We start from the raw sequence: 15,978 nt of genomic DNA, 5'->3' as shown, positions 1-15,978 counted from the left end.
GGAGGAGCGTTCCCGCGAGCGCCGCCGCCTCGGAGAGTGCGGGGCGCGACGACGGCCAGAAACGGCGGTCGATTCGCGGGCGTGGTCGCGTCCGAGGCGGCGGCGTCCGCCGAGGGCTCGGGAGGGGACATACACGCTGATAGAGGCTGTCACGGGAGATAAGTATAGAGACGGGTACCGGTGTTTCACGAACTGTGCCGGACGTTTCATAGGGATTTGTCAACTTCTGTTGCAAATCAGTTGCCGATACGACCGCTGTCTCGCGACGTCAGGCGACGGTGCGGTGCGGGCGCTCGATTAACGGCGTCCCAACCGACGGATGAGCTGACAAAGCAGCGGCTAACGGGCGTGAAGCCGCAAAAAACGGTGTGAATTCGGCCGAGCGATTCGAGTCGATGCGAAGTCAGGGTGTGGGTGTGAGTGGTGTAGGCCTATCTGGGGGTGCTCACATCGCACCGCCCATGCCGCCCATACCGCCCATGCCACCCATGCCGCCGCCCATGCCGCCGGGCGCGCCGCCCTCGTCGTCGTCGCCGCCGGTCTGGCCACCGGAGAGGTCGCCAGCCGCGATGACGTCGTCGATGCGGAGGATCATAACAGCGGCTTCGGTCGCGGACTCGATAGCCTGGGTCTTGACGCGGAGGGGCTCCACGACGCCCTCTTCTTCCATGTCGATGACCTCGCCCGTGTAGGCGTCGAGGCCGGCTGCGAACTCGCCGCCGTCGTGGCGCGAGCGCAGGTCGACGAGGGAGTCGATGGGGTCGAGACCGGCGTTCTCGGCGAGGGTGCGCGGGATGATGTCCAGCGCCTCGGCGAACGCCTCGACGGCGAGCTGCTCGCGGCCGCCGACGGAGTCAGCGAACTCGCGGAGTTGCAGGGAGAGCTCCGTCTCGGGAGCGCCGCCGCCGGGGAGGACTTTCCCGTCTTCGAGCGTCGTGCGGACGACGCCGAGGGAGTCCTCGATGGCGCGTTCGAGCTCGTCGACGACGTGCTCGGTGCCGCCGCGGAGGATGAGCGTGACGGACTTCGCGTCCTCGACGTCCTCGACGAAGATGCGCTCGTCACCGCCGACGTCCTTCTGTCCGACGGAGCCAGCGAAGCCGAGGTCGTCGGCCTCGATGTCGTCGAGACTGCTGACGACGCGGCCACCCGTCGCGCGGGCGAGACGCTTGAGGTCGGAGGACTTCGTGCGGCGGACCGCGAGGATGCCCTCCTTCGCGAGGTAGTGCTGCGCCATGTCGTCGATGCCGTCACCGACGAAGACGGCGTCGGCGCCGACCTCGACGAGCTTGTCGACCATCTCTTTCAGCTGCTTTTCTTCCTGGTCGAGGAACTGCTGAAGCTGGTCGGGGTCCGTGACGTTGACTTCCGCGTCGATTTCGGTCTCGCGGACTTCCAGCGCGTCGTCGAGGATGGCGATGTTCGCGTCCTCGACGGCGTAGGGCATGTTCTCGTCGACGCGCTCTTTGTCGACGATGACGCCCTCGACGAGTTCGGAGTTGTCGATGGTGCCGCCGACGACCTTCTCGATGGAGACGTTGTTCGTGTCGATGCCGTCGTCGTCCTTGACGGCCAGCACGGCGTCGACGACGAGTTCGGAGAGCAGGTCCTTCGCGGACTCCGCGCCCTTACCGGTCATCGCCGTCGCGGCGATCTTCGTGAGGGTCTCACGGTCGTCTTCCGTGACCTCGATGGCGTTGTCCTCGAGGACTTCCTTGGCCTTCTCGGCGGCCTGGCGGTAACCCTGCGCGATGGTCGTCGCGTGGACGTCCGATTCGAGGAGGTCCTCGGCCTGGTCGAGGAGTTCGCCGGCGATGATGACGGCCGTCGTCGTACCGTCTCCGACCTCGTCCTCCTGGGTCTCGGAGACTTCGACGATCATGTTGGCCGCGGGGTGGTCGATGTCCATCTCCTTGAGGATGGTGACGCCGTCGTTCGTGACGACGACCTGCCCGCCGGAGTCGACGAGCATCTTGTCCATCCCCTTGGGGCCGAGCGTGGTGCGTACGGCCTCTGCGACGGCCTTCCCGGCCGTGATGTTCATCGACTGCGCATCCTGACCGGATGTGCGCTGCGAGTCCTCACCCAGAATGATCATGGGCTGACCCTGCTGCATTCGCTGGCTCATAGTCATCGCCTGATTGTTTGTGATTCTATAAAAAAGCTTCGTTTATTGGTATGCCAAAACGCAACACGGTGGGGTGGTCGAGACCCGGTGACGGCGGTCGATTACGCGGCTTTATCTATGGTACTCGGCGGGTCGCCTCGCCAGTCTCGAAGCGAGTGCGGTGAAAAGACGATGCGGGCGAGTGCCGTGTCGCGGTGGACTCGTCGGCGGTGGCGTCTCAGTTGTTCTGCCGGACGTTGAAGCCCTGCGTCAGGTCGTTGTGCTTCCGTTCGAGGAAGGAGTACACCGCGCCGTGGGGCGCGCCGTCGAGAATCATCTCGACGGCCCGGCGGACGACTTCGACCTCCTCGGGCTGGCCGATGATGCCGAGTGTCGAGCCGTAGATAACCACGTCCGCGCCGGTCAGCTCCTCCATGAGTTCGCGGGTGCGGCCGTTCTCGCCGATGAGGCGACCCTTCTGTCGCCGCATGTCGTTTTTGTTTCGGGTGTGCCGGTCTATCTCGATGAGTTCGAACATCATCATGTCGTCGTCGAGGAGCGCCATCGCGTCCTCCGGGGCGAAGCCGCGGCCGACCGCTCGGACCACGTCGGGAGCGACCATGCCGAGTACGGGGTCGCCGACGCTGTCGATTGCGACGCTGCCGTTCTCCGAGTCAACGTCGAGTCGGACTTCCGCGCGACTCTCTATCTCGCGGAGCGTCGAGCCACCTTCGCCGATGAGAACACCGATACGGTCCTGCGGCACCTTGACGTGCTGCATATCACCCGATACCCGTCGGAATGGTTTAAGCGTTCGCTCGGCGGGTCGCCGCGTGTCTCGGTCGCACACCCGTCTCGCGGCGGGTTCGCGTTTCTCCCCGGTTCCGGCTCAGTCTTTGTCCTCGTCTTCTTCGGCCGTGACGAACTCGTACAGCGAGTCGCCGTCGGCGTCGGCCCCCTGCCGCCGGAAGAAGTTGGCCACGTTGCGGCAGTCCCGCCGGAGGAACTCTTCGGCGTTGGGGTGGTGGACCGTGACGGCCTGTCCGAGGTCGATGACGACGAGTTCGCCGTCGTGGATGATGAGGTTGTACTCCGAGAGGTCGCCGTGGACGAGGCCGGCGCGGTGGAGTCGGCGCATGTACTCGCGGACGACTTCGTAGGCGGTCTGGGGGTTCTCGACGCGCACCTCCGAGAGCCGCCGCGCCCGGTCGTCGACGACGCCGACGAGTTCCATCACGAGGACGTTCCGCTGGACCGCGATGGGCTTCGGCACGCGCACGCCGGCGCGCTGGGCGCGTTCGAGGTTGGCGAACTCCTTTCTGACCCACGCGCGGACGACCTGTCCCTTGTCGTGGCCGATGTTCTCGAAGCGCGGGTCGCCTTCGAGGTAATCGCGCATGTGCCGGAAGTCCGAGGCGTTGATGCGGTATATTTTGACCGCCACGTCGGAGTCGTCGCCACCGAGTGCCTCGAAAACGTTGGCCTCCTTCCCGGTCGAAATCGGCCCGCCGAACGCGTCGATGTACCCGTCTTGGACGAGTTTGTAGATGGCGGCGAAGGTCGCGTCGTCGAACACCGACTGCTCGACTTTGAACTGGTCGGCGTCCTTCAACCGCATCCGGAACTCGTCGAAGTCGCGGTCCTTGCGGCGCGCGATGCGGTCTGCCTCGTCGTCGGAGACGTCTATCTCCTCCCACTCGTCGCCGAACGCCTCGCCCTCCTGGGGTTCGACCATGCCGAACTCGTCAGTCATTGGACTAGGGCTACGAGAGGCGAGATGAAAAGGGCACAGGCTCCGGCTTCGGTGTCGCTCGGCGAACGGTCGACGCTGTCTCGAACGCGTTACTGGATGTGGCCTTCGCGGCGGAGTTGGTCGGCCTCGGACTTCTCGTAGCGCCACGACACGTCGGCCTTCTCGTCCTGCCAGTCCCACGGCTCGACGAGTACCACGTCGTCCTCTCGAATCCAGATTCGCTTCTGCATCCGCCCGGGAATGCGAGCGGTCCGCTCGACGCCGTCGGCACAGCGGACGCGAATACGATTGGCCCCGAGCATGTTCGTCACGACGGCGAACACTTCGTCGTCGTTCGGCATTCGAAGGTCTCGGCGGCTCTCGTTCTCGTCGTCGCTCATGCGCGAGCGTTCGACGTGGGCATGGTTAAATCCGCCGACGTTCGGCCGGTAGGAAGCGTCCGACGGAACGACGCGTTTAGGACCGTCCCGAAACGCCGTCGTTGTATGCTCGACAAACTCGGCACGAAGGGTATCGCCGGCGTCGTCTCCTTGCTCTTGGGTATCGGTATCGTCGCCTATCAGGCCCCCGTCGTCGCGGCGGGTCTCGCGTTCGTCGTCGCCGGCCTCGGACTCGTCGCCAGCGGCCTCGCCGAGGGCGTGATGAAGATGTTCGGCATGGCCTGAGAGCCGCTGGTTCCCCGCCTTACAGCGATTCGCGGAGGAACGAGAACACCCGTTCTCGGGCCGCTGGATAGTGGTACGACGAGTGCAAGAAGACGTGGTCGGCCGCGTCGACGGCGTCGTACTCGACTTCGTTTCCGGCGGCTTCGAGCGCGTCCGCCAACCGGGCGCTCTGGTCCGGCGCGACGACCGAATCCTTGCTCCCGTGGAGCAACAGCGTCGGCGGCGCGTCGGCGTCGTCATCGATGTCGTCATCGACGTAGGTAATCGGCGAACACCGACGCAACTCGGCGGCCGACGGCCGGTCATCGAACAGCGGCAGCGATTCCCCGGCGCGCTCGTGGTCGTCGGCTCGGAGGTCGTAGACGCCGGAGACCCCGACCGCGGCGTCAATTTCGGTCCGCCGCCCGAACTCGTCGTCCGAAAGCGCCGCCAGCAACGCGAGGTGCGCCCCCGCGGAGTGGCCGACGACGGCGACAGTGTTCGGGTCGATGCCGAACTCGTCGGCGCGGTCGACGACCCAGTCGATACCTTCGCACACATCTTCGATTTGCGCGGGGAACGTCGCTTCGTGACCCAGTCGGTACGACACCTCGGCCGCGACGAACCCCTCGTCGGCGGCGTCGAGCGCCCAGCGGGCGAACTGGCCGGTCGAGCCGGTCTCCCACGCGCCGCCGTAGACGAAGACGACGAGGGGGCGGGGTGAGCCGGCCGTTTCGGTTCCCTCGGCTGGCGGGGAGTTGGGGCAGTACACGTCCGCGGTCAGCGTGCGCTCCTCGCGGTCTGTGACGGTTCGGTTTCGATGAACGAGAACGTCGGAAGGGTTGGACATACCGACTCGTCGGGCCGGTGACTTCTATCGGTTTGGGAGACGGCGAGTCACGAGCCGTCGAGAAGGGTGCAGTTCCGGTGAGGCGCGGCGATTACTCCGCTATCTTCGCGCGACCGGGCTCGATGAGTTCGTCGAGGTAGTCCGCGAGCGCGCCCTTCGCGTCGGCGGGGTGGAGTTCGCCGGATTCGAGGTCGGCCTCCAGCGCCTCGTAGTCGTCGTATTCGAGGTTCCCGCCGTACTGCTCGGGGCGCTCGACGACGACTCGCTCGAAGCGCGGGAAGACGTGGTACTCGAAGATTTGGAGGACGGGGTTCTCGCGCTCGTCACCGTCCTCGGTCGGGTCGGGGTCGGCCGTCGGCGGGCAGAACGCGCCGTTGACCTTGTCTTCGATGTCCTCGGTGGAGTCCTCCATCGAGATGGTGACGCCCTCGGAGGAGGACATCTTACCGATGCCCGTCCCGAGGTCGGCGATGAGCGGCGTGTGCATGCAGGTCGGCGACTCCTCGCCGATGCTCGGGAGCGTGTCGCGGGCGAGCATGTGGACCTTGCGCTGTTCCATCCCGCCGATGGCGAGGTCAACGTCGAGGTAGACGATGTCGAGCGCCTGCATGATGGGGTAGACCGCCTGCGCGACGGTGACGCCGTCGCCGCTTTTGATTTCGGCCATGGCGCGCTCGGCGCGCGAGAGCGTCGTCTCCAGTTCGAGCGCGTGCAGGTCGAGGACGTAGCTCTCGTCGAGCTGGTACTCCGAGCCGAGGACGAACTCCGTCTGGCTCTCGTCGAGGCCGTAGGCGATGAACTGCGCTTTCATCCGCTCGGCCGTCTCGCGAATCTCCTCGAAGGTGCCCTTGCCGTTGAGGTAGGCGTGTACGTCGGCCAGTAGCACGACTACCTCGAAGCCCGCCTCTTGGAGGTCGATGAGCTTGTTGGCGGTGAGCATGTGACCGATGTGGAGGACGCCGGAGGGCTCGTAGCCCACGTACGCTCGCTTGCCCTCGGGGTCGTCGGCCAGCGCGCGCACTTCGTCCTCCGTGACCACTTCGGAGGCGTTCCGAGTGATCAGGTCGTATGCGTCCATACCTGTTCGGTGTCGGTGATGTGGGATATGACTTCTGGAAGCCGCTCGCGGGCGAAACGGACAACACGAACCGGTCCTAACTCCGGGTGATGTCCGACTCAGGAACCACGACGCGTGCGCCCGTCATCATCTTCGCCGCGCTCATCCTCGTCGTCTTCGGCCTGCTCGCGGCCATGTGGGCGTCGGTCCGCGGCGGCGACCTCCTCCCGTACATCCTCGGCTTCGCGGTCTACTTCCTCGCCGTTCACATCTACCTGCCCTACCGCGTCCACAAGGACGCGACGTTCAAGGGCCGAAACGCGACGTTCTGGGCCGCCTTGGCCTTCTTCGTGCCGCTCGTCGGCGCGGCGCTGTACTTCGTCGTCGCCGTCGTCGTCGGCCACGACGCGACCGCGGAGTAATGTTCCTCGGCGGCCGCGGCTCTCGTCACGGTCTTCAGTGGTGCCAGAATCGATTTACGAACAGCCACGCATCCCGTCGATATGCCCTCCGCCGACGCGACACCAATCCGTCGATGGCTCATGGTCATCTCGCTGTTTCTCGCCCTCCTCACGTACCTCGTCTCGTCGAGTACACCCGGAGTCTACCTCGACAACGTCATCCATCTCGTCTCTGGCGGTGCCGCGTTAGTTATCGGCCTCCTGTTGGCCGTCTCGCTCGTTCGAGCGTGGCCGCGGGAGCGAAATCGCGAATGAGCCCCGTTCGCGCGTCTCACCTTCGGCCAGTCACCGCCGGTTCTCGGCGCGGTGTTCGGAGATAATCTGGTCCACCATCTCCTCGCGCTGTTCCTTCTGTCGCTCCTCGGCGCGGTCCTCCCAGTCGTCGATGGCGGCGGCCACCTCGGACTCCTTCGCTACGGCGAGTTCGTCTATCTCCTGAATCGTCACGCCGTCGGCCGGTGCGACCGGAACGTCGGCCTCGAACAGCACCTCGTCCGCGACCTCCGAGAGATTGCCCGACCGGAGGACGACCTTGGGGTCGAACTCGGCGAGTCGCTCGGCGGTCGTCCGCCCGGCCCCGCTGGCGTCGCGGAGGTAGACCACGTCGCCCGCGGCGATACCGTACTCCTCGACGGTGTGGTCGAGCGCGCCGTTCGTGAACTGCTCGACGATTTTGACCGGCACCAAACTGCCATCGGTGTTCACGTCCGCGAAGTTCGAGTGGTCGAGCTTCCACAGCGACTTCAGTTGGTCGAGCTTGTCTGCGAGCTCCGCCTTGTCGGATTCGAGCGATTCGACTTTCCGCTCTAACCGACCGTTCTCGCGTTCGAGCCGGGTGACCTCGCGGCGCTCGCGGGCCTCGCGGCGCTCCTCGCGGCGGGCGTCGGAGAGTTCTTCCTTGTACTCCTCGATGGTCTCGTCTTTCTCCTCGATGGTCGATTTCAGGTCCTCGACGTGCGATTCGAGGCGCTCGACCCGCGACCGCAACTCCCGAATCTCGCGTTCTTCGGGCGTGAGTTCGGGCTCCTCGTGGGCCTCCTCGTCGGCGTCGTCGGGGTCGCCCCCGTCGGCGTCGTCGGCCATCTCGCGGAGGACGGCCTCGACCGACTCCTCGCTGACGAGCACGCGGGCGATGACCTCCTCTCTGTCCACGTCGGCTGGCACCTTCTGGGAGATGCGCTCGAACTGGTCTTCGTGGTCGTCGAAGGCGAACAGCGCCGCCGCGAGGGCGTCGCGTTCGTGGTCGTTCTCGTAGTCGATGTCGCGGGTCCGGTGGAGCTTCTCGTCCACGGGGATGTCGCTCGTCGGGGCCCACCCGGCGGCGTCGAAGCTCCGGCGGAACTTCTCGACCGTCTCGGGCATCGGCTGGACGTCGGCGGCGACCAGACTGGGCCGGCCGCGCTCGATGAGCCACTCGATGACGGCGGCGGTGTCGGCGGTGCGCGTCGAGTGTACGTCGAGGACACGGCCGTCGAGGCCGACGACGGCGACGGCGGTGGTCGTGCCGGGGTCGATACCGACGATGACGCGGTCGCGGCGCTTCACGAGTGGTTCGAACTCGATGCCGTCGCGGCGCTCGCGCTCGATTTCGACGCGGGTGTCGCCCGAGCGGTGGGTCGATACGGGGATGTCCTCCGGCCGCCCCTCGACGGTGAAAAGCGCCTGCGAATAGCCGCCGTACTTCTCGGTTACGTCCCGCTCGTAGTCGAGGTTGGCCTCCTTCAGTGCGGATTCGACCTCGCGGGACTGCTGTTTGACCGACCCGTGGATGCGGCGCGTGTAGCGGTCCTGACTCCACCCACCCTTGCCGGTCGAGCGGCCGCGAGAGACCTTCACGGTCGTCGTGTTCTCGAAGGCGGCGACCTCGTAGCCGACGTTGGCGAGGGCGAGCCGGGCCGCGGCCTCGGCCTCTTTCATCGGGTCTTTGTCGTAGGGGACGCCGTGACGCGAGGCGACCCGCGAGAGCGGTTCCGGTCGCTCCGCGCCGGTCACTTGCACCAACTGCGTCCCGTGGGGGAGCCACCGCAGGAAGCGGACTAAATCGTCCTTGTCGGTCGCCAACTCGTACATGTTGTCCGTGGCGACGACGCGCGGTTCGTCGCGCTCGATGAGTCGGCGTAACTTTCGGAAGGAGACCACGTCTCGTTCGATTCGGACCTCGTCTGACTCGGTGTCTCGGGTGTCCAACACGACCAGCGCGTACGACGGCGAGTCGCCGCGGATATCGCCGCTCTGGATGTCGACGCCGAAGACGACCGAGTCGAGCGCACTCGTCCGGTCGTTCACGACGGCGACTAGGGTCGCGCCGAATATATACTCCACGCCGGTTTCGAGCGTCGACTCGCCCCGAGTGTCGCGTTTGCGCGGCTCGGCCGGAAACGCCGCTGTCGTCGGCGACACCGCCGCCGCGACCGACGTTTGACACGAAACAAACAAGTCTCGGCTATTTGAAATGGGACTGATGAGTTCTGATATCCCCGACCCGCCGTCGGTGACCTCCCGTTCGCTGACGCGCATCGCCCTCATCGGTGTCGTCGCCCTCCTCCTTATCGCCGCCCCCATCGCCGGGCTCCTCGCGTGGGAACCCGTCGAAGAGGGGAACGTCAAGGTCGTCAAGAAGTGGGGCGCGACCACCGGTACCGTCTTCGAACCCGGCGCGCACTTCGTCAACCCCGTCTCGCAGTCGACCTCGTCGCTGTCGGTGCGACCGCAGTCGTACACGATGTCGTCGTCGACGAGCGAAGGCGACAGACGCGGCGACGACGCTATCACCGTCCTGACCGAAGACGGCCTTCGGACGGACATCGACGTGACCGTCCGCTACCGCATCGACGCCGGGCAGGCCGTCGAGTTCTACCGCAACTACCGAACGCTCGAAACCGCCGAGGAGCGCCTGATTCGGCCGTCGATTCGGTCGGTGCTCCGGACCGAGGCCGGTCGGCTCCCCGTCACCGTCATCTACACCGGCGAGGGCCAGACCCAGCTGAAGGCCGCCGCCGAGCGGGAACTCGCCGAGGAGTTCGCCGACGACGGCCTCATCCTCGAAGCGGTGCAGGTCCGCAACGTCGAACTCCCCGCCGAGTACGCGCAGGCGGTCGAACAGAAGGAGATCACCGAACAGCGCCGCCAGCAGAAGCAGGACGAACTCGCCGTCGAGGAGCTGGAGGCCGAGCGCAAGCGCATCGAGGCGCAGGGGCAGGCCGACGCCAACCGCATCCTCGCGGAGTCGCTGTCCGACGAGGTGCTGGCTCAGAAGTACATCGAGAAGCTCGACGAGACGGACACCGTCTACATCCCGGTCGGCGACGGCGGCTACCCGCAGTTCGTCCGGTCGCTCGATAGCGACGGGTCGTCCTCATCGAGTTCGTCCGCTGGTTCATCGTCGGACACTACCTCGGCGTCGTCGAGGTCGTCGACCTCGTCCGGCTCCGAAAACGAGACGAGCAACTGACGCCGTCGATGCGTCTCCTCCGTGAACTGGCCGTCGTGGTCATGTTACTCGTCGTCGTCGGCGTCCTCGCGCGTTCCGGCGTCGGCCGGTTCGTCCTGCCGGTCGTCGGCCTCGTGGTCGCCGCGGCGCTCGTGGTGCTCCTCTCAAAACAGCCGGCGTACGCACGGACGGCCGTCGGCCCACGGACGAGAATCATCGAGTCGGTCGTCGAATCGGCCGACGCCGCCTGCGTCGAGTGCGGGTCGCCCGCGACGACGCGCCGGCGCTACGTCAGCGAGTGGGTCGTCCTCGGGGTCCCCGTCGTCCTCCTCGACGACGGCGAGATCCCGGTCTGCGACGCCCATCGAGACTGACCCGACCTCGGTTTTTGACACGACGGCCCGTTCAGCGGCCGCTCAGACGAGCCTGCCCGTCGAGACGAACTCGACGCGCCCGCCGACGCGGACCGCCACCTCGCCGCCTCGGTCCTCGGCTTCGAGGTGGAGGTGGGACGGCCGGCCCATCTCGTAGCCCTGCTCGACCGTGACCTCGATTTCGTCGTCGTCGAAGTAGCGGTGGCGGGCGAGGTAGCCCGCGAAACAGCCGTTCGCGCTCCCGGTCGCGGGGTCTTCGGCGACGCCGTGGCCGGGGGCGTACATCCGCGCCGCGAAGTCGTTCGCGTCGTCGCGGGGGTCCGGACAGAACAGAAAGAGGTTCTCGACGCCCACGTCGTCGAAGAACGAGCGGTACGCCGGAACGAACACCTCGCTCCGGGCGAGGGCGTCGCGGTCGCAGAGCGGAATCATCACCGCTGGGAGGCCGGTCGAAACGACCTGTATCGGCCAGTTGGCGTCGAAGTCGGCCACATCGAGCGACAGCACCTCCGCGAGCGTCTCGCGGTCGAGTTCCGCGCCGAATGCCGGCGCGTTCTGCGTCATCCAGTACTGCTCGCTGTCGCTTCCGTCGGACCGAACCTCGACCGAAATCGGACCGACGCCGAGGTTCAGCGTCACCTCGTCTCCCGCGCCGAACTGCTCGCGGAGGATGGCGGCCGTCCCGAGCGTCGGGTGTCCGGCGAACGGGATCTCGCCGTCCGGCGTGAAGATACGAACGTCGTAGCCATCGTCGGGCGAGCCGCCCTCGATGAACGTCGTCTCCGAGTAGTTCATCTCGTTGGCGAGCGCGCCCATCTGCTCGGAACTGAGCGCGTCCGCCCCCTCGAAGACGGCGAGTTGGTTTCCGGCGTACTTCGCCGTGGCGAACACGTCGACGGTGTGGAAGGCGTTCTGCGGCACACCGACGGTGCGCGCGGGCGGGAGAAAAGCGTACCGCGGCCCCGTGCTACTCGTCGGTCTCGGCTCCGCCGCCGTCGCTGTCGGCGTACGGGACCTCCAGCTTCTGGCCGTCTTCGGCGACGAACACCTCGCCGTCGTAGACCTCGCGGGCCTGTTCGAGAAGCGGGCTCGGGTCGGCGGCGTACCGGGCGGAGATGTGCGTCAGCGCGAACCGCCGAACGTCGGCGTCGCGGGCGATTCGGGCGGCCTCGCGGGCGGTCGAGTGCGCGGTCTGTTTCGCCCGCTCGGCCTCCTCGTCGGTGAACGTCGCGTCGTGGACGAGCAGGTCGGCGTCGCGGGCGACCTCGACGGTCGATTCGAGCGGGCGGGTGTCGCCGGTGTAGACGACGGTTCGACCGGGTCGGGGGTCGCCGACGACCTGCTCGGAGCGCACGACGGTTCCGTCTTCGAGTTCCACGTCCTCGCCGGCGTGGAGGCGGCCGAACGCCGGGCCGACGGGGACGCCGAGTTCCTCGGCCTTCTCGCGGTCGAACCGGCCGGGGCGGTCGTCTTCGACGAGTGCGTACCCGACCGAGGCGGTCCGGTGCTCGGTGTCGAACGCGCGGACCTCGTAGTCGTCGGCGCGGTAAGCGACGTTGCCGGGGCGGACCTCGTGGACGGAGACGTGGAAGCCGGGCTGGTAGCCGCCCGCGTGGACGAGTTTTTCGAGGTGGCGTTTGCTCCCCGGCGGGCCGTGGATGGCCAGCGAGGCGTCGCGGTCGTTGAAGTCGAGCGTCTGAATCAGGCCGGGGATGCCGAGGATGTGGTCGCCGTGGAGGTGGGTGACGAACAGGTGGCTGACGCCGAACCCGGTCCCGTAGCGCATCATCTGGCGTTGGGTGCCCTCCCCGCAATCGAACAACAGGCGCTCGCCGTCGCGGTTCACGAGGAACGCGCTCGGCGCACGCGCCGTGGTGGGGACGGCCCCGCCGGTCCCGAGGAAGGTCGCGCGCATGGACATGCACCACAATGATAGCGGCGGGACTAAACGTGCGTCGAATCGGTCGCGGCCTCGGGGCTCACCCACAGGAAACCCGAGTCCACCCGACGCCCCGGACCGACCGATTCTTACCCGACCGTCTGCTACCGGAGTCCAATGGACGCGCCGCTGTGGACCGAGACGCACGCGCCGGGGCTCGAAGACCTCCCACAGCCGGAGGTCCGCGAACGCCTCCGACGCGCCGTGGACGAACCGATGAACCTCGTCGTGCAGGGCCCGCCGGGCGTCGGCAAGACCGCCGCCGTCCGGGCGCTGGCTCACGAGGCGCACGCGGACCCCGAACACGACCTCATCGAACTCAACGTCGCGGACTTCTTCAACCGGACGAAAAAGCAGATTCGCGCCGACCCGCGGTTCGAGCAGTTCCTCGACGGCCGCAGTCGCATGGCGAAACGCGACATGATAAACCGCGTGCTCAAGGAGTCCGCCAGCTACGCCCCGATGTCCGGCGAGTACAAGACCATCGTCCTCGACAACGCCGAATCCATCCGCGAGGACTTCCAGCAGGCGCTCCGCCGCGTGATGGAACAGCACCACCGGACCACGCAGTTCGTCATCACCACCCGCCAGCCCTCGAAGCTCATCCCGCCGATTCGCTCGCGGTGTTTCCCCATCCCCATGCCCGCGCCGGACGACGACACCCTCGAAACCCTCCTCGCCGACATCCTCGACGCCGAGGGCGTCGACTACGACGACGGCGGTCTCCAGTTCCTCACCGACGCCTCTAACGGGAACATCCGTAAGGCCATCCTCTCAGCCCAGCGGACGGCCACCGAGGCCGACGAGGTCACCATGTCCACGGTCCACGCCGCCCTCGGCGACGTGGGCTTCGACGACGAGCTGAAGACGCTCCTCATCAACGCCCGCGAGGGCGACATCAAGGACGCCCGCAAGACCCTCACGACGCTCCTCGACGACGAGGGCTACGAGGGACAGGAACTCCTCCGAGACATCCTCCGCGTCGCCGACTCGACTCCTGAGCGCTTCGCCGACGGCGAACTCGCTCGCCTGCACGAACTCGCGGGGCAGGTCGACCTCGACATCTCGACGGGCATTGACGACCGCCTGCACATTACCCACCTCCTCACGAGTTGGGGAGCCGAAGTCCGCGGCGAGGCATAGATGCAGTTCGCACCCGGCTACCGACGGTTCGCGCTCCCTGCCTTCCTCGGAGCGGCAGTCGCGGCGTTCGTTTTCCCGCCCCTCGGGGCCCTGCTCCTCGCGGCGGGCGCGTTCGTCCTCTGGTTCTTCCGGGACCCCGAGCGCTCGCCGCCCGACGAACCGGGGGTGGTCGCCCCCGCCGACGGGCACGTCTCCGTGATTCGCGTTGAGGACGGCCGGGTCCGCGTGGGCGTGTTCATGAACGTCACCGACGTGCACGTCAACCGCGCGCCCGTCTCCGGCGCGGTCCGAACCGTCACTCATCGCCCCGGCGCGCACAAACCGGCGTTCTCGAAGGACTCCGACCGCAACGAGCGCGTCGATATCGAACTCGACACCGACGAGGGCGACCACGAGGTGTCGCTCATCGCCGGCGCGTTCGCCCGCCGGATTCACTCGTACGTCGCGCCCGGAGACGAACTCGTCCGCGGGCAGAAACTCGGCCACATCGACTTCGGCTCCCGGGCCGACGTGCTGTTACCGCCGGAGTACGGCTCTGAGGACGTGGTCGTCGAGAAAGGCGAGTCGGTGCGGGCGGGCGAGACGGTGCTGGCGCGGCGATAGGCCGGACAAGCGGTCCGGGCTGTCCCGCCGACACAAGACATTTGTTCTGACTGCGAAACTACATTTCATGCAGCGCAGACGGGTCCTCGCGTCTCTCGGTTCGCTCGCTCTCCTCTCCGGGTGTCTCGGTAATCCCTCCATATCCTCGTCTGAGACGACCGAAACGACAACCGCTCCCGACTCAGAGACGACCGAGTCCGGGCAGACCGCGACCACCACGGACGAGTGTGGCTGGCCGCAGTTCTGCGAGGGGTCAAAGATGGTCGAAGTCACGGTCAGCGGCGGCTTCTCCGGCAAGGTAGTGCTGAAACCCGCGTGCCGCGAGGGCGATATCGAACTCTCGCCGGGCGAGACGAAGACGCTCACCCGGCAGGTCGACGCCGAGACCTGCGACGTGACGCTCCTCGTCGACGGCGAGGTGGCGTACGACGAACGGATTCAGGACTACGAGTACGTGACGTTGCGCGTCGGCTCGAACGGCGAGGTCACCGTCGAAGGAGTCGAGCTGTAGCGGTCTCGTCCACCCCGACTACTGGAGCGTCTCGACGGCGAGCGTCGCGACCGAGACGACGAGCGAGAGGACCGCCACCACGAGACCGAACAGATAGTACGGGCTCGAACCGTCCGGGTACGACAGGAGCGAAAACAGCAGGAACGACGACCCCATCGCGACGATGACCATCGCTCGCGGGTCGGGGTCGTACGCCTCGGCGAGAACCTTTCGAACCGTGCGCGACATGCCTTCACCTCGACGCGCTGGCGGATAGTCCTGTCGAGCGATTGAATAGAGAGCGAACGACCACGTCTGCGGTGGCGGCCGCGACCTGCGACCGAGGCCGCCGGCACCGACGCCGGTCCCGCTCACCGATGCAGCAGATGCACGTACCGCACCAGCGACCGGTGGACTCGGCGCTCGAACACCCGTTCGACCTCCCAACCGGCGTCCTCGGCCTCCTCGGCCCACGACCGGTCGGCGACCATCACGCACTCCGGGGCGACCCGGCGGACCTCCGCCAGCGCCCCGCCGACGAGGTCCGAAAGCGAGTGGCGCGCGATTTTCGACTGCCGGCCGTAAGGAGCGTCGAACACCGCGCCGTCCATCGAGTCGTCGCGGAGGGGGAGCGTGGTGGCGTCGCCGCGGATTACGTCGCCGTCGCCGACGTAGTGATGCAGGTTCTCCCGAGCGCCGCCGACCATCTTCGCCTGGGCGTCGACGCCGACCACGTCGGCACCGACTAACCCGGCTTCGAGGAGGACGCCGCCGGTGCCGCACATCGGGTCCAAAATTCGGGCGCCGGGCTCCGCGCCGGCCATGTTGACGAAGGCGCGGGCGTCCACGGGGGCCATGCTCCCCGGCTGGAAGAACGGTCGGTCGGTCGGCTTCCGGTCGGCGAAGTCGCGGACCGCCTCGACGGCGGTCCAGCCGACGAGACAGGCGTCTTCAGAGAAGTAGACGCGGAGTTCGTGGTCGGGGTCGTCCAAATCGACGCCGAAACCGCGGTCGACGAGCGCAGACCCGAGTTCGCGCTCGGCGTCGGTCGTGCTGATACCGGTCAGTCCCCGCACATCGCGGGCGCGGACGGCGACGGTCCCCTCGCGGTCGACGTTCGCGGCCGC

At 67.0% G+C, this 15,978-nt stretch carries 19 protein-coding genes; 8 read left to right on the top strand and 11 right to left on the bottom strand.

The features are described 5' to 3' along the window. Nucleotides 1-445: 445 nt before the first annotated feature. The 4 genes from thsA to eif1A form a co-directional block, all read right to left on the bottom strand. Nucleotides 446-2,098 carry a thermosome subunit alpha gene (gene thsA / locus NKF06_RS15220; RefSeq protein ID WP_253245877.1) on the bottom strand — a complete coding sequence of 551 codons (1,653 nt, stop codon included), beginning with the start codon at nt 2,096-2,098 and terminating at the stop codon, nt 446-448. 247 nt (nt 2,099-2,345) lie between these two features. Next, nucleotides 2,346-2,888: a KH domain-containing protein gene (locus tag NKF06_RS15215; RefSeq protein ID WP_004973911.1), complete on the bottom strand. Its 543-nt coding sequence runs from the start codon at nt 2,886-2,888 to the stop codon at nt 2,346-2,348. Nucleotides 2,889-2,996: 108 nt separating this feature from the next. Beyond that, nucleotides 2,997-3,860, bottom strand: coding sequence for a serine/threonine-protein kinase Rio1 (gene rio1 / locus NKF06_RS15210; protein WP_058826887.1), 864 nt, complete (start codon nt 3,858-3,860; stop codon nt 2,997-2,999). Nucleotides 3,861-3,949: 89 nt separating this feature from the next. Next, complete coding sequence (eif1A, locus tag NKF06_RS15205; protein ID WP_004045248.1) at nt 3,950-4,240, bottom strand: translation initiation factor eIF-1A; 291 nt, start codon at nt 4,238-4,240, stop codon at nt 3,950-3,952. Between the two features lie 105 nt (nt 4,241-4,345). Between eif1A and NKF06_RS15200 the strand changes: the two genes are divergently transcribed. After that, nucleotides 4,346-4,525 (top strand): hypothetical protein, encoded by a 180-nt coding sequence (locus NKF06_RS15200; RefSeq protein ID WP_004973908.1) that lies wholly within the window; start codon nt 4,346-4,348, stop codon nt 4,523-4,525. A 19-nt stretch (nt 4,526-4,544) separates the two neighbouring features. On the opposite strand, the gene NKF06_RS15195 is transcribed toward NKF06_RS15200, so the two are convergent. After that, nucleotides 4,545-5,354, bottom strand: coding sequence for an alpha/beta hydrolase (locus NKF06_RS15195; protein WP_253245875.1), 810 nt, complete (start codon nt 5,352-5,354; stop codon nt 4,545-4,547). Between the two features lie 91 nt (nt 5,355-5,445). Continuing rightward, complete coding sequence (locus NKF06_RS15190) at nt 5,446-6,432, bottom strand: tyrosine--tRNA ligase (protein WP_058826885.1); 987 nt, start codon at nt 6,430-6,432, stop codon at nt 5,446-5,448. An 89-nt stretch (nt 6,433-6,521) separates the two neighbouring features. Between NKF06_RS15190 and NKF06_RS15185 the strand changes: the two genes are divergently transcribed. Both NKF06_RS15185 and NKF06_RS15180 read left to right on the top strand, forming a co-directional pair. Continuing rightward, nucleotides 6,522-6,833 carry a hypothetical protein gene (locus NKF06_RS15185; protein WP_058826884.1) on the top strand — a complete coding sequence of 104 codons (312 nt, stop codon included), beginning with the start codon at nt 6,522-6,524 and terminating at the stop codon, nt 6,831-6,833. Nucleotides 6,834-6,914: 81 nt separating this feature from the next. Continuing rightward, nucleotides 6,915-7,127, top strand: coding sequence for a hypothetical protein (locus NKF06_RS15180; RefSeq protein WP_058826883.1), 213 nt, complete (start codon nt 6,915-6,917; stop codon nt 7,125-7,127). Between the two features lie 30 nt (nt 7,128-7,157). Here NKF06_RS15180 and NKF06_RS15175 read toward each other — a convergent pair whose 3' ends face one another. Further along, nucleotides 7,158-9,158 (bottom strand): DUF460 domain-containing protein, encoded by a 2,001-nt coding sequence (locus tag NKF06_RS15175; RefSeq protein WP_253245874.1) that lies wholly within the window; start codon nt 9,156-9,158, stop codon nt 7,158-7,160. Nucleotides 9,159-9,333: 175 nt separating this feature from the next. Here NKF06_RS15175 and NKF06_RS15170 point away from each other — a divergent pair, with 175 nt between their 5' ends. After that, on the top strand, nt 9,334-10,323 hold the full coding sequence (locus NKF06_RS15170; RefSeq protein ID WP_253245873.1) for a prohibitin family protein: 990 nt from the start codon (nt 9,334-9,336) through the stop codon (nt 10,321-10,323). Between the two features lie 8 nt (nt 10,324-10,331). Beyond that, nucleotides 10,332-10,676 carry a hypothetical protein gene (locus NKF06_RS15165; RefSeq protein ID WP_253245872.1) on the top strand — a complete coding sequence of 115 codons (345 nt, stop codon included), beginning with the start codon at nt 10,332-10,334 and terminating at the stop codon, nt 10,674-10,676. Nucleotides 10,677-10,718: 42 nt separating this feature from the next. Here the strand turns inward: NKF06_RS15165 and NKF06_RS15160 are convergent, their stop codons facing one another. Next, entirely contained in the window at nt 10,719-11,597 is an 879-nt protein-coding gene (locus tag NKF06_RS15160; protein WP_253245871.1) for a PhzF family phenazine biosynthesis protein, read from the bottom strand. A gap of 46 nt (nt 11,598-11,643) precedes the next feature. Further along, nucleotides 11,644-12,591, bottom strand: coding sequence for a ribonuclease Z (gene rnz / locus NKF06_RS15155; protein ID WP_253245876.1), 948 nt, complete (start codon nt 12,589-12,591; stop codon nt 11,644-11,646). Between the two features lie 141 nt (nt 12,592-12,732). Between rnz and NKF06_RS15150 the strand changes: the two genes are divergently transcribed. The 3 genes from NKF06_RS15150 to NKF06_RS15140 all read left to right on the top strand — a co-directional run bounded on the left by NKF06_RS15150 (nt 12,733) and on the right by NKF06_RS15140 (nt 14,872). Further along, nucleotides 12,733-13,758, top strand: coding sequence for an AAA family ATPase (locus tag NKF06_RS15150; protein ID WP_253245870.1), 1,026 nt, complete (start codon nt 12,733-12,735; stop codon nt 13,756-13,758). Then, nucleotides 13,759-14,361: a protein sorting system archaetidylserine decarboxylase gene (locus tag NKF06_RS15145; RefSeq protein WP_058826879.1), complete on the top strand. Its 603-nt coding sequence runs from the start codon at nt 13,759-13,761 to the stop codon at nt 14,359-14,361. It abuts the gene before it with no gap. 67 nt (nt 14,362-14,428) lie between these two features. Further along, nucleotides 14,429-14,872, top strand: a complete 444-nt coding sequence (locus tag NKF06_RS15140; protein WP_253245869.1) for a hypothetical protein — start codon at nt 14,429-14,431, stop codon at nt 14,870-14,872. A gap of 18 nt (nt 14,873-14,890) precedes the next feature. Here NKF06_RS15140 and NKF06_RS15135 read toward each other — a convergent pair whose 3' ends face one another. Then, on the bottom strand, nt 14,891-15,100 hold the full coding sequence (locus tag NKF06_RS15135) for a hypothetical protein (RefSeq protein WP_253245868.1): 210 nt from the start codon (nt 15,098-15,100) through the stop codon (nt 14,891-14,893). Between the two features lie 122 nt (nt 15,101-15,222). After that, nucleotides 15,223-15,978 (bottom strand): methyltransferase domain-containing protein (locus tag NKF06_RS15130; protein WP_253245867.1); only part of this gene is annotated, 756 nt, incomplete at its 5' end.

The organism is Haloferax sp. AB510 (assembly GCF_024136985.1).
In the GTDB taxonomy this organism is placed as follows: Archaea; Halobacteriota; Halobacteria; order Halobacteriales; family Haloferacaceae; genus Haloferax.
The sequence above is the reverse complement of the archived record's forward strand: the minus strand, read 5'-3'. Positions and strand labels throughout refer to the sequence as shown.